Origin of the sequence: Saccharothrix sp. CCNWYY140, from assembly GCF_037401995.1 — a bacterium.
Taxonomy (GTDB): Bacteria; Actinomycetota; Actinomycetes; order Mycobacteriales; family Pseudonocardiaceae; genus Actinosynnema.
This window is the reverse complement of record NZ_JBBEGC010000129.1, coordinates 1-19,964: the sequence shown is the minus strand read 5'-3', so window position 1 is coordinate 19,964 and position 19,964 is coordinate 1. Positions and strand designations below refer to the sequence as shown.

20 protein-coding genes are annotated in these 19,964 nt (G+C 71.5%); 7 read left to right on the top strand and 13 right to left on the bottom strand.

The features are described from left to right. Positions 1-138: 138 nt before the first annotated feature. The 4 genes from WBN91_RS33420 to WBN91_RS33405 all read right to left on the bottom strand — a co-directional run bounded on the left by WBN91_RS33420 (position 139) and on the right by WBN91_RS33405 (position 6,817). On the bottom strand, positions 139-1,122 hold the full coding sequence (locus WBN91_RS33420; RefSeq protein WP_337728298.1) for an aldo/keto reductase: 984 nt from the start codon (positions 1,120-1,122) through the stop codon (positions 139-141). Beyond that, positions 1,119-2,261, bottom strand: coding sequence for a cytochrome P450 (locus tag WBN91_RS33415; RefSeq protein ID WP_337728297.1), 1,143 nt, complete (start codon positions 2,259-2,261; stop codon positions 1,119-1,121). Before WBN91_RS33415 ends, WBN91_RS33420 begins: the two co-directional genes overlap by 4 nt. Further along, positions 2,258-5,623: a non-ribosomal peptide synthetase gene (locus WBN91_RS33410; protein WP_337728296.1), complete on the bottom strand. Its 3,366-nt coding sequence runs from the start codon at positions 5,621-5,623 to the stop codon at positions 2,258-2,260. Before WBN91_RS33410 ends, WBN91_RS33415 begins: the two co-directional genes overlap by 4 nt. 297 nt (positions 5,624-5,920) lie before the next feature. Next, complete coding sequence (locus WBN91_RS33405; RefSeq protein ID WP_337728295.1) at positions 5,921-6,817, bottom strand: DUF2268 domain-containing protein; 897 nt, start codon at positions 6,815-6,817, stop codon at positions 5,921-5,923. A 149-nt stretch (positions 6,818-6,966) separates the two neighbouring features. On the opposite strand from WBN91_RS33405, the gene WBN91_RS33400 reads away from it, so the two are divergent. After that, positions 6,967-7,338 carry a hypothetical protein gene (locus WBN91_RS33400; RefSeq protein WP_337728294.1) on the top strand — a complete coding sequence of 124 codons (372 nt, stop codon included), beginning with the start codon at positions 6,967-6,969 and terminating at the stop codon, positions 7,336-7,338. Here the strand turns inward: WBN91_RS33400 and WBN91_RS33395 are convergent. Further along, positions 7,319-7,699 (bottom strand): MerR family transcriptional regulator, encoded by a 381-nt coding sequence (locus WBN91_RS33395; protein WP_337728293.1) that lies wholly within the window; start codon positions 7,697-7,699, stop codon positions 7,319-7,321. The genes WBN91_RS33400 and WBN91_RS33395 overlap by 20 nt on opposite strands. 58 nt (positions 7,700-7,757) lie before the next feature. Here WBN91_RS33395 and WBN91_RS33390 point away from each other — a divergent pair, with 58 nt between their 5' ends. Then, positions 7,758-8,492: an SDR family oxidoreductase gene (locus tag WBN91_RS33390; protein ID WP_337728292.1), complete on the top strand. Its 735-nt coding sequence runs from the start codon at positions 7,758-7,760 to the stop codon at positions 8,490-8,492. 83 nt (positions 8,493-8,575) lie between these two features. Beyond that, positions 8,576-8,998 (top strand): hypothetical protein, encoded by a 423-nt coding sequence (locus WBN91_RS33385; RefSeq protein WP_337728291.1) that lies wholly within the window; start codon positions 8,576-8,578, stop codon positions 8,996-8,998. A 3-nt stretch (positions 8,999-9,001) separates the two neighbouring features. Here WBN91_RS33385 and WBN91_RS33380 read toward each other — a convergent pair whose 3' ends face one another. Both WBN91_RS33380 and WBN91_RS33375 read right to left on the bottom strand, forming a co-directional pair. Then, the gene (locus tag WBN91_RS33380) at positions 9,002-9,991 is read right to left on the bottom strand and encodes a LysR family transcriptional regulator (protein WP_337728290.1); all 990 of its coding nucleotides are present in this window, start codon (positions 9,989-9,991) and stop codon (positions 9,002-9,004) included. Positions 9,992-10,038: 47 nt separating this feature from the next. Next, positions 10,039-10,965 carry a DMT family transporter gene (locus tag WBN91_RS33375; protein WP_337728289.1) on the bottom strand — a complete coding sequence of 309 codons (927 nt, stop codon included), beginning with the start codon at positions 10,963-10,965 and terminating at the stop codon, positions 10,039-10,041. Here WBN91_RS33375 and WBN91_RS33370 point away from each other — a divergent pair. Further along, positions 10,964-12,370, top strand: a complete 1,407-nt coding sequence (locus tag WBN91_RS33370) for an aminotransferase-like domain-containing protein (protein WP_337728288.1) — start codon at positions 10,964-10,966, stop codon at positions 12,368-12,370. The two genes, WBN91_RS33375 and WBN91_RS33370, sit on opposite strands and share 2 nt — an antisense overlap. Before the next feature lie 173 nt (positions 12,371-12,543). On the opposite strand, the gene WBN91_RS33365 is transcribed toward WBN91_RS33370, so the two are convergent. The 3 genes from WBN91_RS33365 to WBN91_RS33355 form a co-directional block, all read right to left on the bottom strand. Then, positions 12,544-12,975 (bottom strand): SSI family serine proteinase inhibitor, encoded by a 432-nt coding sequence (locus WBN91_RS33365; RefSeq protein WP_337728287.1) that lies wholly within the window; start codon positions 12,973-12,975, stop codon positions 12,544-12,546. Positions 12,976-13,211: 236 nt separating this feature from the next. Next, on the bottom strand, positions 13,212-13,652 hold the full coding sequence (locus WBN91_RS33360; RefSeq protein WP_337728286.1) for a hypothetical protein: 441 nt from the start codon (positions 13,650-13,652) through the stop codon (positions 13,212-13,214). Positions 13,653-13,773: 121 nt separating this feature from the next. Next, a complete protein-coding gene (locus tag WBN91_RS33355; protein ID WP_337728285.1) occupies positions 13,774-14,700 on the bottom strand; it encodes an EamA family transporter in 927 nt (308 codons plus the stop codon). 39 nt (positions 14,701-14,739) lie between these two features. Between WBN91_RS33355 and WBN91_RS33350 the strand changes: the two genes are divergently transcribed. Both WBN91_RS33350 and WBN91_RS33345 read left to right on the top strand, forming a co-directional pair. Next, entirely contained in the window at positions 14,740-15,270 is a 531-nt protein-coding gene (locus tag WBN91_RS33350; RefSeq protein WP_337728284.1) for a CGNR zinc finger domain-containing protein, read from the top strand. Between the two features lie 97 nt (positions 15,271-15,367). Continuing rightward, positions 15,368-16,093, top strand: coding sequence for a hypothetical protein (locus tag WBN91_RS33345; protein ID WP_337728283.1), 726 nt, complete (start codon positions 15,368-15,370; stop codon positions 16,091-16,093). Here WBN91_RS33345 and WBN91_RS33340 read toward each other — a convergent pair. The 3 genes from WBN91_RS33340 to WBN91_RS33330 all read right to left on the bottom strand — a co-directional run bounded on the left by WBN91_RS33340 (position 16,090) and on the right by WBN91_RS33330 (position 18,726). Next, on the bottom strand, positions 16,090-16,776 hold the full coding sequence (locus tag WBN91_RS33340) for a Crp/Fnr family transcriptional regulator (RefSeq protein WP_337728282.1): 687 nt from the start codon (positions 16,774-16,776) through the stop codon (positions 16,090-16,092). The genes WBN91_RS33345 and WBN91_RS33340 overlap by 4 nt on opposite strands. Before the next feature lie 238 nt (positions 16,777-17,014). Beyond that, on the bottom strand, positions 17,015-18,373 hold the full coding sequence (locus tag WBN91_RS33335) for a permease prefix domain 1-containing protein (protein WP_337728281.1): 1,359 nt from the start codon (positions 18,371-18,373) through the stop codon (positions 17,015-17,017). Beyond that, the gene (locus WBN91_RS33330) at positions 18,370-18,726 is read right to left on the bottom strand and encodes a PadR family transcriptional regulator (protein ID WP_337728280.1); all 357 of its coding nucleotides are present in this window, start codon (positions 18,724-18,726) and stop codon (positions 18,370-18,372) included. The genes WBN91_RS33335 and WBN91_RS33330 overlap by 4 nt, the downstream gene beginning before the upstream one ends. A gap of 202 nt (positions 18,727-18,928) precedes the next feature. Between WBN91_RS33330 and WBN91_RS33325 the strand changes: the two genes are divergently transcribed. Beyond that, the gene (locus tag WBN91_RS33325; RefSeq protein WP_337728279.1) at positions 18,929-19,822 is read left to right on the top strand and encodes a hypothetical protein; all 894 of its coding nucleotides are present in this window, start codon (positions 18,929-18,931) and stop codon (positions 19,820-19,822) included. Positions 19,823-19,964 lie beyond the last annotated feature (142 nt).

The window sequence follows — 19,964 nt, the reverse complement described above, 5'->3', positions numbered from 1 at the left end:
AGCCCTTCGGGCAGGCCATACGGGGATGACACAAGCAAGAAGCCCAAGTTGAGTTGTGTCCTCCCCGGCGGACTGCCGCTTGCCGGCTTCGCCGAAGGGCTGCGCTGCGCGCCCGCCTAGGAGCGCGCAGCGGGTTTTTCAGTGTGCGGAATCCAGCAAAGTGCGCTGGTCTGCCGTCAGCTCCAAGTCGACTGCTTCGAGGCTCTCGTTGAGCTGGTCCACCGTCGAAGCGCCGATCAGCGGGATCACCGGGAGGTCCCCGCCGATCATCCACGACAACACCACCTGGTTGGCGGTAGCTCCCGTTTCCCGGACTACCTCGTGCAAAGCCGCCAAACGGGCTTTGGTGCCCGCGTGGTCGTGTAGTTCGCCCAGGGGGCGGTCCTCGCGTACGTATGCGCCGGACAGCAAAGGTGTGTAGGCGATGAGGGTCAGGTCGGGTCGGTCGCGCAGGTAGGTCATCAGCTCGGCGCTGAAGAGGCCCTGGTCGCCGTCCTTCGACCGGCGGCCCGGGACGTCGCCGCGGGGTCGCAGGTAGGTGTGGTGGTACTGGAGGACCTCGTAGGACGGCAGGCCCGCGCTGTCTGCCAGTGAGCGCCAGCGTTCCAGGCGCCACGACCAGTGGTTGCTGGCGCCCAGCATGGCTACCGTCCCGTCCGCCACCAGCTCGGCGAAGGTCGCGACGATCTCCTCCTGGGGCACGGTCAGGTCGTCGGTGTGGGCGTAGAGCAGGTCCAGGCGCTCGACGCCCAGGTTCTCCCGGCTGCGTGCCGACGACGTGCGGATCGCCTCCGGGGTCAGGCCCTCCAGGTTGAAGAAGTTCCGGCCCGGGGTCTTCGGACGGCCGCCCAGCTTGGTCGCGATCACGACCTCGTCGGTGATGCCCCTGCTACGCCGCCACCGGCCCAGCAGGGCCTCGCTCTCGCCGCCCTGGGTGCCGTTGACCCAGAAGGCGTAGTTGTTGGCGGTGTCCAGGAACGTCCCGCCGGCCTCGACGAAACGGTCGAGCACGGCGAACGACCGTTCCTCCTCGACTACCGTCCCGAACAGCATGGCCCCCAGGGCGAGCACGCTGACTTCACGCCGGTGGTCCGGGTCGGTGCCGATCTTCCGATACTTCATCCACGCTCCCCTGCGGTGGGTGAACCTTCGGCGGTCATCGTGCCGGCCACGTACAAGTGGTCCAGGCCGACGTACGCGAGGTTCGGGCCCCACTCCACGCCGTTGTCCGCCAAGGCCGCGTCCGGGAAGCGCCGCACGAACCGCCGCAGGACGGTGGCCGCCTCCAGCCGGGACAGGGGTGCGCCGATGCAGTAATGGGCGCCGTGGCCGAACACCAGGTGGCGTTCGGCGCGTTCGCCGACCGGGGTCGTCCAGTCCTGGTCGAACAGGCCGCCGCCGGCCAGCGACACCAGGACCAGGTCGCCCTCGCGCAGCGACCGGCCCTCGAACTCCAGGTCCGCGGCGACCACCCGGCCGACGTTGCGCAGCGGCGGGCGCTTCTCCAGCACCGACTCGACCAGGGACTCCACCTCGCCGGGCCGGTCGGCTTCGACGCGTTCCCACAGTGCCCGGTCGTCCAGCACGGCCAGCAGGCACGACCCGATCAGCGACGCCGTGGTCTCCAGGCCGCCGAACAGGATCATCGACCAGGTGGCCGTGGTGCGGGCGCGGTTCTCCGGGGTGTCGCGGGGGAAGCCGTCCAGGGCCGGTGAGCCGGCCAGGGCCTCGGTCATCTCCAGCATGACCCGGTGCGCGGCCTCGGCGTGGTCGCGCCGGTACATCGCGGCGATGAACCCGGACAGGGTCTTGGACCAGGTGTGCAGCACGGCCGGTTCCTGTGGCACGCCGACGATGTGGCCCATGACCCGCCCGGACACGCCCTCGGCCACGGTCGGGACGGCGTCGTGCGAAGGGTCGGCGGCCAGGTCGTCCAGGCACGCGTCCACGATCTGCTCGACCACGGGTCCCAATGACCGGGTGAAGGACGCGGAGAACAGGCGCTGCATGGGTTTGCGCAGCGCCGCGTGCTCCTCGCCGTCGGTGTGCACGAACCACAGCCGCAGGAACTCGGTCAGCGCCCGGTGCTCCCGGCGGCTCTCCTCGGTCATGTACAGCTCGCCCAGCCGCTTGGACGTCTGCGACGAGAACCCCGGGTGGTTGAGCACGACCCGGGCCAGCGCCGGGTCGGAGACGACCCAGCACTCCAGCCCGTCGTCCCACTCCATGCCGCGCACTTCGTCGCGGACCGCCCCGGTCACGACTTCGCCGCCTCGATGAGCCCGTTGAGCCCGGCCGGGGTGGGCGCGAGCAGGAAGTCCCGCAGCCGCACGGACACGCCGAGCTCGTCGCGGACCAGCCGCAGCAGCTTGACCGCGCCCATCGAGTTGCCGCCGATGGTGAAGAAGTCGGTGTCGGCGGTCAGCTCGACCGGCTTGTCCAGCACCCGGGCGAACAGCGACGGCGCGGTGCCCAGCGGGTTGGCCGCGGGTGCGGCGGTCCGCTGGCCGGCGGGGGCGGCGACGGCGGCCAGGGCGCGGCGGTCGACCTTGCCGTTGCCGGTCACCGGCAGCTTGTCCACCACCGCCCACAGGCTCGGCACCATGTAGGCGGGCAGGCGGTCGGCGACCAGGTCGCGCAGCTCGTCGGTGCCCACCTCTTGAGCGGGCACGATCGCCGCCAGGAGTCGCTTGTCGGCACTGTCCCCGTCCGTGACGACCACGGCCGCGTCGCGCACGCGCGGGTCGGCGGCGAGCACGTCGGCGATGGCGGACAGCTCGATGCGGAACCCGCGCAGCTTCACCTGGTCGTCGCGGCGGCCCAGGAAGCGCAGGCGGCCCGCGCGGTCGATCCGGACCAGGTCACCGGTGCGGTAGAGCCGGTCGGGGACGTCCGGGGAGAAGTGCCCGAACCCGCGCGCCGACTCGGCCTCGTCGGCCACGTAGCCCTGCGCCAGGCCCTCGCCCGCCGCGTACAGCTCGCCGACCGCGCCGGGCGGCACGACCCGGTGGCGGCGGTCCAGGACGTGCACGCGCGTGCCGGGCAGCGGGGTGCCGATGGGCAGCGGGCCGTCGACCTCCGCCAGGGACGTGACCGAGTGGGTGGTGGTGAAGGTGGTGTTCTCGGTCGGGCCGTAGCCGTTGGTCACGACGATGCCGGGGTGGCGTTCCAGCACCCGCGCCACGTGGGCGTGCGGGACGACGTCACCGCCGGTGATCAGCTGCCGCAGCCCGCCCAGCCCGGCCGGCGCGAACTCCTCGACCAGCCGGAACAGGCCCGCGGTCAGCCACGCCACGGTGACCCCGCGCTCCAGCAGGAACCCGCTCAGCTCGCTGGGCGAGGGCAGGCCCGCCGGGTGCACCTCCAGCGCCGCCCCGCCGGCCAGGGGTCCCCACAGCTCCAGCGTGGAGGCGTCGAAGGCCAGCGGGGACAGCCGCAGCATCCGGTCCTCAGGTCCGAAGTGGACGAAGTCCGGCTCGTGGACCAGGCGCACGACCGCCCGGTGCGGCACGGCGACGCCCTTGGGCAGGCCCGTCGAGCCGGAGGTGAAGGCGATGTAGGCCAGGTCGTCGGGACCGGTGTCCGCAGGTGCCTCGTCCGAGGGCTCCCAGGACGGTTCCCAGGTCGCGCAGGCCGGGACGCCGAAGACGTCCTTGGTGGCCAGGACGGCCTTGGGCGCGGCCTTGGCCAGGATGTGCCGGACCTGCTGCTCGGGCTGGCTCAGGTCCACGCCCACGTACGCGGCGCCCGCCCACGCGATGCCCAGCACGGCCACGACCTCGGCGATCGACCGGTCCAGCGCCACCAGCACCCGGTCGCCACGGCCCACACCGAGCTCCCGCAGCCGCCGCGCCTGCTCGGCCGCCGCGCCCGCGAGCTGCGCGTACGTCAACTCCAGGTCGCCCTCGCGCACGGCCACGGCGTCCGGGGTGCGCTGGGCGGCGGCCCGGAACAAGCCGTCCGCGGTGGTCTCCGGGAAGTTCCGGCGGGTCTGGTTGATCCGCTCCAGCACGGCCTTGCGCTCGGCGGAGAGGCACCGCAGGTCTTCCAGCTTGCCGGTCGCCGTGGCCAGCTCCCGCACGGCGGAGGTGTAGTCGTCCAGGAACGCCCGGGCGTCGGCGGTGTCCCACAGCGCGGTGGCGAACTCCAGTTGCGCGCCCAGCGACGGGCGGGACCGGCCGAACAGCAGCGACAGGTCGAACTGGGCGCCGCCGCCGTGGCCCTCCTCGACCCGCAGGTGGACGTCCCCCGCCTCGATGCGCTGCGGCACCAACTGGTCGTGCATGCCGAAGGACACCTGCACCAGCGGGTGCGCGCTCAGCCCGCGCTCCACGCCCAGCCGGGCGACCAGCTCGTCGAAGGGCAGCGCGCCCGCCTCGATGCTGCGGGCCAGCGAGTCCTGCACCGCGCGCAGGTAGTCCGCCGCCGGGGCGTCGTCGTCCACCTCGACCAGGACCGGCACCAGGTTGCCCGCGACCGCGATCAGCTCGGCCAGCTCGGCGGTGTCGCGGCCGTAGAGGGAGACGCCGACCAGCAGCCGGTCCACGCCCGCCCAGCGGCTCAGGGCGAGGCCGTAGGAGGCCAGGAGCAGGGCGAACGTGGTGATGCCGAGGTCCTTGGCACGGGACTCGACCAGGGTGCTCAGCTCGGTGTCGAGGTCGAGCGGGATGCGGTCGCCGGCCGGGTCCTGGACGGTCGGGCGGGGCGCGTCGGTGGGCAGTTCGAGGACGGTGGGCACGCCGTCGAGGTGCTTGAGCCAGAACTCGCCGAGGCGGTCCCACTCGCCGCTCGCGCGGTCCTGCTCGTGGCGGCGCAGCAACGCTTCCGTGGTGGGCGCGGGGTCGGTCTTGACGGCCTGGCCGTCCTTCAACGCCCAGTAGTTCGTGAACAGCTCGTCGAGGAGGAGGCCGACCGCCCAGCCGTCGAGCAGGACGTGGTGGGCGACCAGGACGACGGCCTGTTTCCCGCCGCCCGAGACGAACAGGTAGCGCAGCGGGGGCGCGGCGGTGAGGTCGAACGGGACGCGGCCCTGCTCGGCGGCGGTGGCGCGGACGAACTCCGCGAAGTCCGGGCCGTCGTGGGCGATGTCCACGATCTCGGGCTCGGCGTCGTCCAGCACGACCGGCGTGACCTCGCCGTCCTGCTCGCGCAGCAGCGTGCGCAGGGTGGCGTGGCGGGCCGTGGTGGCGCGGGCGGCCCGGCCGAAGACCTCGCGGTCCAGCGTTCCGCTGTCCACGAACGACGTGAACACGAGGTTGTAGGTGGAGCCGCCGAGCACGTTGTCGACCAGCCACATGCCCCGCTGCGTCGGGGTGAGGGTCGGCGTCGGCGCGTCCGGGGCCGGCGCGGCGGGGCCGGTGCCGACCGCGCCGGCCAGCACCGCGCCCAGCGGGGTGGACGAGAGCAGCTCCGCCACCGACAGCCGCAGCCCCAGCTTCTCCTGCGCCAGGGCGGTCAGCCGCATGGCGCGCAGCGAGTCGCCGCCCAGGGCGATGAAGCTGGAACCGGCGAACCCCGCCCTGTCCGTCGCCGGTCCGAGGACCGAGAGCGCGTACTCGTCCAGTGACATGCCGACCTCCGGGTCTTGAGTGGAACTGCCGCCGTGCCGCGCGGAAGCGGTCACGGACGCGCTAAGAGCGCCGCGTCGGCACTGCGGCAGAGGGCGACGGAGGAGTCGGACGGACTTCCGGAAACCAGCGAACCGGCGCGGCGGTGTGGTTCCGATTCACGCGCCATTGCGCAGAGTCCCCCAGCCAGTCACATTTTCCCCCGATGTCAGCGACTCTAAAAGCGCTCTTCGAACCGTGTCAACACCACTCGTTCGGCCCGGCGAAGCATTCTGTGAAGGTGGATTATTCCACTCGACCGGCGAATCGACTAATAGCGCTCGCGCGCGCCTACCAGTATTTCCGGGATCATTTCAACGCCGACCTTCGTGAAGGCGCAGCGCCGTGTCGACCACCTCCCGGCTGTCGGCGTGCAGGGCTTGCGCGGCGGTCTGGCCGGTCGCCGCGAGGTAGGCGTCGACCAGGCGGTTGCCCACCGCGTACCCGGCGCCGTCGGGCAGGCCGACCGGGGTGCCGCCGTAGCGGATCGCGGTGGCGTCGCCGTGCACCCAGGCCGTGAAGTTCTGCATGCCGGTGACGCCGAGGCCGGAGACGACCTTGTCGAACACGGCGTCGTCGTGCAGGTGCGGCACACCGAGGCGGGCGTAGCCGAGTTCATCGCCGTACAGCTGACGAGCAAAGGCGTCGGCCAAGCCTTCGGACACCACCTGCTCCCCCACCGTGACCGTGGCCGGGTTCCACACCACACCGCCGGGGGCGTAGCGCAGGTTGTGGTTCAGCTCGTGCACCGCGGTGGCCTCCAGCCGGGCCAGGTTCTCGGGGTAGGGCCAGAAGTTCAGGTACAGGTACCCGGTCACGCTCCCGTTGGCCGTCATGCCCAGAGCTGGCCCCATGAAGTGCGCGTCACCGGGGTCGCCGAGGACGATGAGGACGGTCAGGTCCGGCACCGCGATCCCCGGTGTGGCAGCGAGTTGCACCTTCACGGCGTCCTCCAGCGCCCGCCCGATCCGGCCCCACGCGTCGGCGTCGTGCAGTGCCTCCAACGCTTCCCGGCACCGGTCCTCGTCGCGGTCGAGCGGGAAGCCGGAGCCCATGCCGTGCATCGCCACCAGGTCGACCTCGCCGGGGAAGTACTTGTACATGCCGGCGGCGGGTTCCAGCATGTCCCTGAGCAGCCCGGCTCGTCGTGCTCGCGGGGCGTGCAGGATCTCGCGCATGGCGGGGTAGGTGTCGAGGACCGTGATCGTCATGCGGCCGACGCTAAACCTTCCAGCTACGTCAACCTCAAGCCCATTGTGGACGGACGCCGGCGGTGTGCCCCACACCACACCCGACCACTGTCACGTTCCGCGCCCGCGTCTCGCTCTGTCGTGGACCGCAACGGTGAGAGGAGTGGACGATGCGCCAAGGCGTGATCGTGAAGTCGGTGGTGGTGCTGGGCGGACTGGTGATGCTGGCCGCGGGCGTGTGGGGCCGGGTGGACCCGGCGAGCTTCGCCCGGTTCACCAACTGGCCCAACCACGAGCACTTCCTGCACGACGCCGGGGTGTTCCAGATCGGCATCGGCCTGATGATGCTGTCCGCCTTGGTGTGGCGGGACGTGATCGCGGTGGTGCTGGCCGGTTTCACGGTGACCACCGCACTGCACGCGGCCAACCACGCGCTAGACCTCGACCTGGGCGGCAACAAGACCGACCCGTGGCTGCTCGCGGCGCTGGCCCTGGTGGGGTTGGTGGGATGGGTGGCCCGGGTCAGGCACCTGAAGCGCTGACCGCGGCGGCGCCCCGTTCCGCGCCGGCGATCAGGACGTCCAGCACGGCGTGGGCTTCGCGGAGTGACTCGATGCGGGCGGCGAGGTCGGCCTGTTCGGCACGCAACCGGTCCGGCAGCTCTGCGCACGCGATCAGCCGTTGCTCGCCGTCACGCAGGCACGGCAGGACCCGGGCGATGGCCGCCGTCGAGATGCCGGCGGCCAACAGCGCCCGGATGCGGCCGACCACCTCGACCGTCCCCGGTCCGTAGACCCGCTGGCCGCTCGGCGTCCGGCCGGGGTGCAGCAGGCCCTGTTCCCCGTAGTAGCGCAACAGCCGCTCGCTCACCCCGGTGCGCCGGGCCAGTTCACCGATCCTCATGTGCTCCCGCTCACCTCTGCTCGCCCCTCACACCGGTGTGAGGTCATAGCTTCGCCGCATGATCCTCAAGCACAAGCACGCACTGGTCACCGGAGCTTCCCGCGGCATCGGCCGGGTGATCGCCGGCACACTCGCCGCCGAGGGCGCGCGGGTCGCCGTGCACTACGGCACCAACGAACGGCTGGCCCACGAGGTGGTCGAGGAGATCACCGCCGCGGGCGGCAGCGCCTTCGCGGTCGGGGCGGACCTGCGCCGGCCCGAGGAGGTGCACGGCCTGTTCGACGCCGTCCTCGCGGAGTTCGGCCGGCTCGACGTGCTGGTCAACAACGCCGGTCTGGCCCACCACGGTCCGATCGGGTCCTACGACGAGCGGGTGTTCGCCGACATGGTCGCGGTCAACGTCACTGCGCCGTTCCTGGCCATGCGGCTGGCCGCGCGGCACCTGTCCGACGGCGGGCGGATCATCACCCTGTCCTCCGCCCTGACCCGTTCCGCCCTTGCCGACCACGGCGTCTACGCGGCCACCAAGGCCGCCGCGGAACAGCTCGGGTTCGCGCTGTCCAAGGAACTCGGGGCGCGTGGCATCACGGTCAACAACGTCCTGCCCGGCCCCACCGAGACCGACGAGTTCACCGACGACCTGCGCGCGCAGCTCGCGCCCGTCGTCGGGCAGACCCCGCTGGGCCGGTTCGGGCAGGCCCGGGACATCGCCGACGTGGTGGCGTTCCTGGCCTCCGACCGCGCCCGCTGGGTCACCGGGCAGTCCGTGGTGGCCTCAGGCGGACTGGTCTGACGGGGTCGGTCCGACGTCACAGCGCGGTAACGCGTTGGCCGACCTGGGCACGACCGATCGGCGGCCGATGTTTGCTGTGCGCCATGAACAAGAAGGTCGTGTCCGTGCTGCTCGCGCTGGGCTGCGCCGCCTCCCTGGTGGCGTGCTCCAGCAACACCGACAAGTTCGTCCAGGAGCTCAAGGCGGCGGGCTTCACCAACGTCGGTCAGCCGAGCACCGAATCCGACAGCAAGAAGAAGAAGTCCAAGAAGGTCGGGAAGCGGACGGTGAAGACCTCCGACACGGTCCTGGAGGCGATCGTGCGGGTCAAGGGCTGCGACCTGGAGATGGAGAAGGTGTCCGGGCAGTCCGGCTACTGGCTGGACGAGCTGCACGTCAACGGGCAGGAGCCGGAGTGGCCCGGCTACCCGGAGAACCTCAAGCAGTCCGACGTGGTGGCGCTGCTGGCGGGCAACCAGCCCAAGCCGGACGGGTTCAAGGACTGCTACAAGCCGAACGAGGCCTGACGGTCAGTCCCCGGCCAGCAGGAGGGCCGCGTCCACCTCGCCGTGCGCTTCGGGGTGGGCGGCCCACCACTTCTGGTAGAGGGGGTTGCGGGGCAGCAGGTCGTGGTAGGCGCGGGCCGCGCACAGGAACACCTCGTGCGCCCGGCCCGCCGCCGGACCCTCGTGCCGGGTCGCGAGCAGCAGGTCCACCATGAGCGGCGACCCCTTGAGCGGTCGGACGACGACGCCGTCCCGGCTCTGGGAGTGCGGCTGGGCGAACGCCACGGCCCCGTTGGCCACCAGCTCCCAGGCGGTCGCGGCCTCGTTGACCCGGTGCGTCAGGCGCGGGGTGAACCCGGCCTCGGCGCACGCCGCGAAGACCCCCAACCGGTTGCCCAGGACGTCCTCCGGCGGCGACACCCAGTCCCGGTCGGCGAGCCGGGCGAGGTCGACCTCGTCGTGGCGCGCCAACGGGTCCCGCTCGGGCAGCGCGATGAACAGCGGCTCGCGCAGCAGCAACCGGATCTCCAGGCCGCGCAGCTCGCGGCGTTCGATGCCCTCGAAGCGGTCCAGCACGGCCAGGTGGAGGTGGCCGGAGACCAGCAGGTCGAGCAGGTCCGGGCCGCTGCGGGTGATCTCCGTGCGGACCTCCGAGCACGGGATCGCGCGGCGCAGGTGCTCCACGAACCGGCCGAAGCTGTGCGTGGGCACGCCGCCGACCACCAGGGGTCCAGGGGTGCCGTCGTGGGTGCGCTCCTTGGCCAGGCTGACCAGCTGCTCGACCTCGTCCAGCACCAGCCGGGCCGTGCTCACGACCTGCCTGCCCAGGTCCGTGGGGAGGCTCCCGCCCGACGTCCGGTCGAACAGCCGACCGCCGACGACCCGCTCGACCGTGCGCAGTTGGGCGCTCATCGCGGGTTGGGTGAGGCCGAGCCGGACGGCGGCCTTGGTGAGGCTGCCTTCCTCGGCGATCGCGCACACCGCGCGCAGGTGGCGCAGTTCCAGCTCGGACATCGCGCTCCTCGGTCCCGGCCGAGCCTATTGCCCGCGCGGCCACCCGGTCAACGAGTGTCCTTTGTGGACACCCCTCGGCGCAGCCGCACGGCGGTCCCCGCGCACAGGACGACGGCGACACCGCCGAGCACGGTCGGCCAGGTCACGCGCTCGCCCAGCAGCCAGGCCGCCCAGGCGATGGTCAGCACCGGCTGCACCAGCTGCACCTGGCTGACCTGCGCCATCGGACCGATCGCCAGGCCCCGGTACCACGCGAAGAACCCCAGGAACATGCTGACGACGGAGAGGTAGGCGAACGCCGCCCACTCGACCACCGTGCCCGAGGGCGGCTGCCGCACCGCCGAGACGACGGCGAGCACGGTCATCAGCGGCGCGGACAGCACCAGCGCCCACGACACCGTCTGCCACGACCCGAGTTCACGCGCCAACAGCCCGCCCTCGGCGTACCCGATCGCGGCGGCGACGACCGCGCCGAACAGCAGCAGGTCCGACCAGTGCAACCGCCCGAACCCGCCGCCCTGGGCGGACGCGAACGCCAGGGCCGCCACCGCGCCGAGGGCCGCGATCACCCAGAACGACGGCGGCGGGTGCTCCTTGCCGCGCACGACGGCCATGACCGCCGTCGCCGCCGGCAGCAACGCGACCACGACCGCGCCGTGACTGGCCGGGGCCGTGGTCAGCGCATAGGAGGTCAGCAGCGGGAACCCGGCGACCACACCGCCCGCGACGACGGCCAGGCGTGCCCACTGGACGCCCGTGGGCAGCCGTTGGCCGGTCAGCGCCAGGGCGCCGGCCGCGAGCACCGCCGCCACGACCGCGCGTCCCGAGCCGATGAACAGCGGCGACAGCGTGCCGACGGCGACCCGGGTGAACGGCATGGTGAACGAGAAGGCCACCACGCCCAGCAGTCCCCACCAGAGACCGGTGGATAGCGGTGTCGCGCGTTCGAGAGTAGCGCTACTCTTCCCTGACATGTCCAACGATAGCACCGCGCGGATCGTGTCCGGCCTGCGCGCGTGGCTGGCCCAGGCCCCGCCCGGTGCGCGCGTGCCGTCAACGCGGGCGCTGGTGGCGCAGTACGGCGCGAGCCCGGTGACCGTGCAGAAGGCGATGCGCACGCTGGGCGCGTTGGGCCTGGTGGAGAGCCGCCCCGGAGTCGGGACGTTCGCCCGCACGGCACCCACCACCCGCCCGCCGGACTTCGGCTGGCAGACCGGCGCGCTCCGAGCACCACACGCCCGCATCCCGCTCCTGTCGGCCCCGCTGCGCAACGGCACGGCCGACGCCATCGCCCTGCACTCCGGCTACCCCGACCGCACCCTGCTACCGGAACGCCTGGTCCGCGCCGCTTTCACCCGCGCCGCCCGCAGCGATGCCGCCCTGTCCCGCCCCGACGCCGCCGGACACCCGGAGCTGCGGGCGTGGTTCGCCGCCGAGTTGGGTAGCGCCACCCCCGCCGGCGTGACTCCTCCCGCGCCGCGCGACGTCGTGGTCGTGCCCGGCAGCCAGAGCGGGCTCAGCTCGATCTTCCGGGCGTTGGCCGGGTCCGGGCAGCCGGTGCTGGTGGAGTCGCCGACGTACTGGGGCGCGATCATGGCGGCGGCGCAGGCCGGGGTGCGGGTGGTGCCGGTGCCGAGCGGAACGACCGGCCCCGACCCCGACGACGTGGCGCAGGCGTTCGAGGAGACCGGGGCGCGGCTGTTCTACGCGCAACCCAACTACGCCAACCCCACCGGTGCCCAGTGGCCGGCTTCGGTGGTGGCGCGCGTGTTGGAGGTCGTGCGGGCACACGCGGCCTTCCTGGTCGAGGACGACTGGGCACACGACTTCGGCATCGACACCACCGCACGACCGATCGCGGCCCAGGACGACGCCGGCCATGTGGTCTACCTGCGGTCACTGACGAAGAACGTCTCCCCGTCGATGCGAGTCGCCGCCGTGATCGCCCGCGGCCCAGCCCGCGACCGCGTGCTGGCCGACCGAGGGGCGGAGTCGATGTACGTGAGCGGACTACTCCAAGCTGCGGCTCTGGACGTCGTCACCCAGCCCGCATGGCCAACCCACCTACGCGCCTTGCGTCGCCACCTGCGCGAACGCCGCGACCTGCTCGTGGAGTGCCTAGCCGACCACGTACCCCAGGCCCACCTGGCCCACGTCCCGCCCGGCGGTCTGAACCTGTGGGCACGCCTCCCCGACGACACCGACCCGGACCGCCTGACCCGCGACTGCGAGGCGGCGGGGGTGCTGATCGCGCCTGGCACGGAGTGGTTCCCGGCGGAGCCGTCGGGCACGTACATCCGCCTCAACTACTCAGGCCCCAACCCAGACCGCTTCGCCGAGGGCTGCCGCACCATCGGCCGCTTGCTGGGCAGCACGTGACGAGCCGCGCGGACCTTACAGCTTGCGTGCGGCGGATTGTCGGTGGCCCGTGGGATGATCGACTCGGGGGCCGGAGGCCACGGCCTGATGCGCTGTCATGCGGCCCGACGCGGCCTGATGCGGGTGATGCGGCGAGGGGCCGCCCTGCCCGCCCCCTCGCCGCCGCGTCCGGGTCAGAAGTTCCAGATCTGCCCGGCGGTCGCCGCGAACACGCAGGAATTGCCGTAAGTGGTCCGGTAATCGACCCAGCGCTCGCCGTACCACCCCAGCGCGCGAACCGTGACGGGCGCGTACATCAAGATGCACGCGACGCTGCTCTCGTGGTCCGTCGCACTCAGGTCACCGCCGGCGGCGAACAATTCCGCGCAGGCCGCGGCGGCGTTGTCGTGGACGCCACCGGTGGGCGCGCAGGTCAGGTAGCCGTAGCGCGTGCCGGCGTTGGCGGGGTCGGTCTCGGAATAGGTGACGCTCAACACCAGCCGAACCGACGGCTTCCCGGATTCGACGGCCTGGATCGTTTCGGCGGCGGACGCCGAGGCGGGCAAGACGGCGCCGGCCAGCGCCGCGACGGTGGTCGCGAGCACGGCTAGCCACGTGCGGGACATGGTTCTCCCTCGAACGGAATCGTATTCCCGAATTGACGACCCGACCGGTCCGACCGGGTCCGCGGCCAATCCTAGGAATTACGACGAAGCGCGCTCAAGGTGACCGAACTCGCACATCACACCACTGGCCGAATTGTCTCCGTGAAATCCGTGAAGACCACCGTCCAGTGGCCGACCGCACTACCCGAAATGGCGCAGTGACGACTTTTTCCCATTACTCGAGTTTTTCACGGACGTCACCACCGCCACTCCTGGTCCCGGTCGCCGGACGCGCAGGGCGTCATCTCGACGGGGTCGAACGGCCTGATCGCCGTCAGGCACAGACCGGCGTGGGCGGCGTTGCCCAGCGCGTGCCACCCACCCGCCCGGGGCTGGTCGACCCACGACTGGCTCGGCGTGCCGATGCACTCCAACACCCGCACGTCATCCACGGCGAACGCCGTCAGACAACCCCGCAAGTCCCAGTTCACGACGGTCAGGAACCCGCCGTTGGACACGTTCACCCGCCACTGCGCCCCCGCGACCTCCCGCGGCTGCAACGTCACCGGTTCGCTCTGGTCGTCCACCGACAACACCAATCCCCGGTGACTCCGACTGGCGATCGCGACCGACTCGTCAGCGACCGCGCTCGGGGCCAGGAGCACGAGCGCAACCAGCGCCGTCAACAAGGCACGCATGGGACCGTCCTTCCCTCGACCATCCCATTAGCCCACGTCAGGCGCTCCCGGATGGGCGGTCCTGCTGCGCCACCGAGTGACGTGGGATCACGCACCGTCAGACGCCGGCGTCATCTCCGAACTACCGTTCGCCGAGGCGCACGGTCACGACGCCGAGCAGGGTCAGGATGCCGCCGACCAACTGCACGAGGCGCGGTGCCTGGGCCAGCAGGAGCCACGCGAAGATCAGGGCCATCAGCACCTCGGTCAACGCCACGAACGACGCCAGCCGCGAACCCAGGCGCCGGGTCGCCGCGATGCCGGTGACATAACCGAGGGCAGCCGTCACGACGCCCAGCACGACGACCGGCACCCACCACGGCACGCTGAAACCGTTGAACGCCACCGGTTCCGTAGTAGCCGTCAGCGGGACGACGCCGAGCGCACCGGCCACCAGCAGTGCCGCGCCGCCGAGCAGCAGGCCGCCCGACGCCAACGCAGTGCCGGGCAGGCCGTCCTGGTCGCGCGCGTTCAGCACGAAGTACACGGCCGCGCCCACCATCGCGCCCAACGCCCACAAGACACCGGCGGCATCGACGTCCGCGCCGGAGAGCAGGTCCAGCACGAGCACCAGGCCGGCCAGAGCCAGCACGGCCCCGAGCACGGTCAGCCGGCCGGGACGTTGCCCGTGTCGCAGCCACAGCCACACCACCACGGCGACCGGAGCGGTGTACTCGACGAGAAGCGCGACACCGACGTCCATGCGCGCCACGGCGTTGAAGTACGCCAACTGGCACCCGGCGACCGCGACCAGCCCATAAGCCGTGAGCAACGACAGGTTGCGACGCACCAACCCCCAGTTGCCGCGCAACTGCACGAGAGCCGCAGGCAGCAAAACCACGCCGGCCAGCAACACCCGCACCGCCACCGCCGCCGCCGAACTCCAGCCGGCCTCCATCAGCCCTCGACCCAGCGGTCCGGACAGGCCGAACGACGACGCGGACAGCACCGCGAGGCCGATGCCGGGTCCCAGCCTCACCACTCGGGTGTCATCAGTCATGGTGGCCATGACTGATGACGGTATGGAGTGGTTTGGTAATCTGTCAACGTGGTCTTCGCCCATGACACGGAGGCGTCCCTGCTCGCCGCGGTCGAGTTGGTGAACTCGGCTGTCGAGCCGGACACGCTGACCACGCAGGAACAGGTCGACGCCTTCTTCACCCGCCACGGCTACACCGGCGCGCACACCCGGGACGCGGCCGAGCTCGCCGCCGTCCGCGCCCTGCGCGCGCCCCTGCGCCGCCTGCTGACCAGCGACCGGGACACCGCGGTCGAGCTGGTCAACGAGACCCTGGCCGCGCACCGGGCCGTCCCCCAGCTGGTGCGGCACGACGGGCTGGACTACCACATCCACGTCGTGCACCCGGACACCCCGTTCGCCGACCGGATCGCCGCGGAGACCGCGATGGCGATGATCGACGTGATCAGGTCCGACGAGATGAGCCGGCTCTCGGTGTGCGCGGACGACACCTGCGACGGCCTGGTCCTGGACCTGTCCCGGAACCGCTCCCGCCGCTATTGCAGCACGGCGTGCGGCAACCGGGTGGCCGTCGCGGCTTACCGCGCGCGCAAGAGGTGAGGGTGTCGGATAGTCGCCATGTTGACTTGCGGCTATCGATGAAGCGGGCGACGCACGGCACGCTAGTGGGGCTTATCGCCGACAGGAACGAGCTCCCGTGCCCACCAAACGAGCCGAGTCCACCAAACGAGCCGCCGAGCGAACCACCCAGCCCTCCAAGCGAGCTGCCAAGCGGGCTGCCGCGACGGTCGAGCGCCCGAACTGGAAACCCGCCGCCGGTCTGGTGACCGCCTTCGTGCTGGGCGTGGCCGTCGCCTTCCTGCTGGGCGCCTGGACCTCCGGCCCGAGCGCCACCGAGCGGCGGATCGCCGAGCTGGAGGAGGCGGAGGCGCGTCGGGACGTGGAGCAGATCGCCGTCCTGACCGACCTGGCCCGCGGCTCCAAGGACCGTCTGACCCCGATGGTCGAGGGCATGGCCAAGGCCGCCCCGGCGGACTCGTCGAGCGGGACCGTGCCGAGCGCCGAAGAGGTCGGGAAGTGGCGGGACGCGGCGACAGCCGAGCTGCGCCGGTACGAGGAGACGCCCTCAGCCGGCAACGGCGTGAACGTCGCACGGACCGCGCTGCGCACGGCCGTCCAGCAACTGGCGGTCGCGGTGGGTGGCTTCGAGGCGGCTTTGGCCGCGCCGGACCCGTTGCGCGGGCGGCTGGTGGGGTTGGCGTCGGAGCAGCGCACGCTCGCCCTGCACACGTGGTCGGTGGCGGCGCTGCAACTCGACGTGATCAACATCGACTCGGGACGCGGCCACGTGCACGTCCAACTCCCGGCCGGTCCCAACGCCACGCCGCTCGACGCCGAACCGGAGGGCAGCGGCCGGCGCTAGTGGACGGGGTTCTCGGCGAAGTCGTGCAGGTGGTGCAGGTCGGGGATCAGGACGCCGCGGCGCGGGCTGGTCTCGACCACGCCCGCCGTCCGCAGTTCCGAGAACGCCTTCTCCGCCGTGCGCGGCTTCATGCCCGCGATCGACGCCAGTTCGATCTTCGTCAACGGGTATCCCAGCGCCCACCCCCGCGGCGTGTGCAACCCGTGCAGCCGAACCAGGTGCAGCAGCACCCGCGCCACCCGCGCCGCCGCCGGGAGGACCATCTCCCGCCGCAGGTCGTTGGCCCACCTCAGCTGCTCGTTGCCGATGCGCACCAGCTCGACCAGGACCTCGTCGTGCCGGCTCAGGAAGCGGGTGAGGTCGTCGGCGGGGATCCGGCGGCCGTCGACCGGTGAGCAGGTGATCACGCCCGCCGACCTGGGTTTGCCGTCCAGGGCGGCCATCTCGCCGACCAGGTCGCCCCGGCACTTCACGGCCAGCAGGCCCGTGTCGCCGGTGGCGTCGGTGGCCACGACCTTGACGGCGCCGTCCAGGACCAGGACCGCGAAGCCGTCGCGGTCGCCCTCGCGGATCACCAGGTGGTTCGTCGGGTAGGTGATCGGGGTGCCGAGGGCGAGCACCAGCCTGCGTGTGGCTTCCGTGAGCCGGCCCAGGAGGCTGCGGCCCGGCCAGGTCTCCCCCATCGCCTCGGACTCCGTCGTGGTAGTCGATGTCGCGTGGCAACTCTCGCACAGGCCGGGGGTGGTTGTCGCCGGTCGGTTCGAAGGGGTCCGGGCCGACCCCCAGCCGGCCCGGACCCTCCTTGGGTCCGGTTCCCCCTCGGTCCCCACAGGGACAAGAGCGGGGTGCGTCGGCTGGAGTACCACCGTCACCCGATCGGACGGTCTCGGCCCGGCCGGGCACAACCGGCCGGGCCGAAGATCACAGGTAACCGAACACCGGCGGGAAGACGAGCACCACGAGCCACGCCCACCCCGCGTACACCGGCAGGTAGTTGGTCTGCCAGCGTTCCAGGGCCGCGAACGGGACCTTGCGGCGCACCAGACCCAGCACCAGCCACGCCGACCAGGCGAGGTTGGCCAGCAGGATCACGTTCTCCCCCAGCGCCGCCGCCTTGTTCGGCGTGGTGCCGTACTCGGAGATGCGGCCGGTGATCTCCCACAGCACGACCGCGTCGATCAGCAGCGCGCTGACCACCAGGGCCAGTTGCAGCTTGTCGAACAGGCCCGCCGGGGCCAGCGGGTCACGGGCGGAGATGGAGTACAGCAGCAGGGCCAGCACCACGACCAGGAGCAGGTCGAACAGGATCAGCGCCTCGCGCTCGACGTCGATGCCGGACGTGGTCACCACGAGCGTGACGAGGAAACCCAGCAGCACCGCGGTGAACAGCGGGGTGAACAGGCGGGTCAGGACCGGCGCGATGTTCTCCACCACGCTCTGCTTGGCCTCGACCAGCCACCCGGCCACCACGACCGCCGCCGCCGCGCCGCACGGCGCGAGCCAGTGGGCGACGAAGGTCTCCGGTGACGTCCCGATCGCCTCGAACGTGCCGAACACGAACGCGATCAGCACACCACCGCCCAACCCGATCAGCACGTAGTACACGAACCACTCGCCGGTGAACCGCACGAAGTCCATGCGCCGGCGCGGCGAGCGGACGTCGTCGGACACGTAGGCGAGCCCGACCGCGAACCACAGCGCGATGGGCAGGTGGATGCTGGTCAGCACGATCGACTGCGAGTCCTCGGCCAGCGGGAAGGCGTTGGCCGCCACCGCGCCCACGACGAACAACCCCACCAGCACGCCGATCAGCGCCTTGCTCGCCTGCCGGCGCCACGCGAGGAACCCGGCCAGCCACGGGAACGCGAACAGGCTCGCGTTGGGCGCGTAGAACTCGCCGTCGTTCTCGTAGTCCATCCCGAACAGCTCGGGCACCTTGACCGACAGGGCCGCGCCCACCGCGCACGCCACCAGCACCAGCAGCTCACGCCGCTTGCCCGAGTCCGCCGGCGTGTCGGCGTCGCCGGTCAGCACCAGCTGCTTCCACAGCCGCTCGGAGTGCTCCCGGGCGAACTCCCGGGACAGCTCGTCCAGGCTGCCCATCCGCTTCACCGCGACCAGGAACGCCTCGTCCTCCCGCAGCCCGGCGGAGACCAGCTCGTCCACCGACCCGCGCAGGTGGTCTTCCAGCTCCTCGACGTCACCCGCGCTGAGCACCCGCCGCCGCTGGACGTACGACCGCCACTGCGCGAACTGCGCTTCCAGACCCTCCCCGCTCATACCGGCACCACCGCGAACGGCCGGGCGTCGCCGCGCCAGATCTCCTTCAGCGTGCCGACCACGGTCTCCCACTGCCGCCGCTGCTCCGCCAACTCGGCCAACCCGCTCTCCGTGACCCGGTAGTACTTCCGCCGCCGCTCCCCCGCCACGGCCTGCCAACTGGACTCGACGTACCCCAGCCGCTCCAGCCGGTGCAGGAGCGGGTAGAGCAGCCCTTCGGTCCAGTCCAACTCCCCGCCGGACAGCTCGTTGATCCGCCGCAGGATCGCGTACCCGTAGCTGTCCGCCTCGGCAAGGATGCCCAACACCATCGGTGTGGCCGAGGCGGCCACAAGATCTTTGGCGACTTTCACCGCACCTCCACCCTAGATGTGTGATGCATAGTAGTTCTAGGTATCACTCACCGCAACGTCGCAGCCCGCGAGCGGCCGAACGCGTGAACACGGCGGGAGCGGGCTAACGGACGTGACCGGCCGCGCGACCTCCGGGCACTCGTCGAACTTCGCAGTCATCGCAGGGGGACGACCGGCTGCCGCGCCCGAACGGAGGGTTGCGATGGACAACACGGTGACCGACCCGGTGGACAACCACGCCACCCAGACCTACCTGGCCCTGCGGTTCGCCATGCTGCTGCTGGCGGCACTGCTCCTGATCTCGATCGGCGTGCAGGTCGTCGCCGACTCGTTCTGCGTCCTCCAGTCGATCAGCGCGTACTACCACACCGCCGTGCGCGGGGTGTTCGTCGGCGCGCTGTGCGCGATCGGGGCGTGCCTCATCGTCTACCGGGGCAACCTCGACCGGGAGAACGTGCTGCTGGACTACTCGGGGTTCATGGCGTTCCTGGTCGCGTTCGTACCGACCGAGTTCGACCGGACGTGCACGGCGGACGGCACGCCCACCCCCGACAACCCCGGCCTGTCCGACGCCGTGGCCAACAACGTGCTGTCCGTGCTCCTCGTCGCGGTGATCGCGGCGGTGGCGGCGTGGCGGGTGCGGATGCTGCGACCCGACCCGGGCGCACCGCTGACCGCGTTCGCCAAGCGCACCCTGCTCGTGACGCTGTGCCTGCTCGTCATCGGCGGGGTCGTCTTCTTCACCGAGCCCGACCTCGTGCTGCGCTATGGGCACGCGGTGGCGGCAGTGTTGCTGTTCGCCGGAATCATCGCCGTGGTCTGGTACAACGCCGCCGATTTCGCCGCCAAGCGTGGGGTGGGGTTGTGGTGGAACCGGTACACCGTGATGGCGGTGGCGATGGCCGCGACGGTCGTGGCCTGCGTTGCGCTTTACCTGGTCGGGGTTCCCTACGCGGTGCTGATCGTGGAGGCGTTGCTGATCGCCGAGTTCGGCGTGTTCTGGGGCATGCAGACTGCTGAACTGGGGAACCGGGAGGTCCGGCCTGTCACGCGGGAGCCGGGTGCCAAGGAGGCCGTGGAAGCGACCAGTCCCTAGACGAGCAATGCGCAATTCGACCACCGGTCGGTCGCGTGCTTTTCCGCGCGGAGCGCGCCGCTTTTCGCCCGAAGGGCGGGAGGCTCTTGCGTTCCGCCAAGCGGCAGCGACCACGGGAAGGGCCTCGGTTTCTTTCCCCGTC

Bases quoted from the DNA above. Each gene is read 5' to 3' on its own strand.
- WBN91_RS33420 (WP_337728298.1), bottom strand. From the start codon at position 1,122: ATGAAGTATCGGAAGATCGGCACCGACCCGGACCACCGGCGTGAAGTC.
- WBN91_RS33405 (WP_337728295.1), bottom strand. From the start codon at position 6,817: ATGACGATCACGGTCCTCGACACCTACCCCGCCATGCGCGAGATCCTG.
- WBN91_RS33400 (WP_337728294.1), top strand. From the start codon at position 6,967: ATGCGCCAAGGCGTGATCGTGAAGTCGGTGGTGGTGCTGGGCGGACTG.
- WBN91_RS33395 (WP_337728293.1), bottom strand. From the start codon at position 7,699: ATGAGGATCGGTGAACTGGCCCGGCGCACCGGGGTGAGCGAGCGGCTG.
- WBN91_RS33390 (WP_337728292.1), top strand. From the start codon at position 7,758: ATGATCCTCAAGCACAAGCACGCACTGGTCACCGGAGCTTCCCGCGGC.
- WBN91_RS33385 (WP_337728291.1), top strand. From the start codon at position 8,576: ATGAACAAGAAGGTCGTGTCCGTGCTGCTCGCGCTGGGCTGCGCCGCC.
- WBN91_RS33380 (WP_337728290.1), bottom strand. From the start codon at position 9,991: ATGTCCGAGCTGGAACTGCGCCACCTGCGCGCGGTGTGCGCGATCGCC.
- WBN91_RS33370 (WP_337728288.1), top strand. From the start codon at position 10,964: ATGTCCAACGATAGCACCGCGCGGATCGTGTCCGGCCTGCGCGCGTGG.
- WBN91_RS33375 (WP_337728289.1), bottom strand. From the start codon at position 10,965: ATGTCAGGGAAGAGTAGCGCTACTCTCGAACGCGCGACACCGCTATCC.
- WBN91_RS33365 (WP_337728287.1), bottom strand. From the start codon at position 12,975: ATGTCCCGCACGTGGCTAGCCGTGCTCGCGACCACCGTCGCGGCGCTG.
- WBN91_RS33360 (WP_337728286.1), bottom strand. From the start codon at position 13,652: ATGCGTGCCTTGTTGACGGCGCTGGTTGCGCTCGTGCTCCTGGCCCCG.
- WBN91_RS33355 (WP_337728285.1), bottom strand. From the start codon at position 14,700: ATGGCCACCATGACTGATGACACCCGAGTGGTGAGGCTGGGACCCGGC.
- WBN91_RS33340 (WP_337728282.1), bottom strand. From the start codon at position 16,776: ATGGGGGAGACCTGGCCGGGCCGCAGCCTCCTGGGCCGGCTCACGGAA.
- WBN91_RS33335 (WP_337728281.1), bottom strand. From the start codon at position 18,373: ATGAGCGGGGAGGGTCTGGAAGCGCAGTTCGCGCAGTGGCGGTCGTAC.
- WBN91_RS33325 (WP_337728279.1), top strand. From the start codon at position 18,929: ATGGACAACACGGTGACCGACCCGGTGGACAACCACGCCACCCAGACC.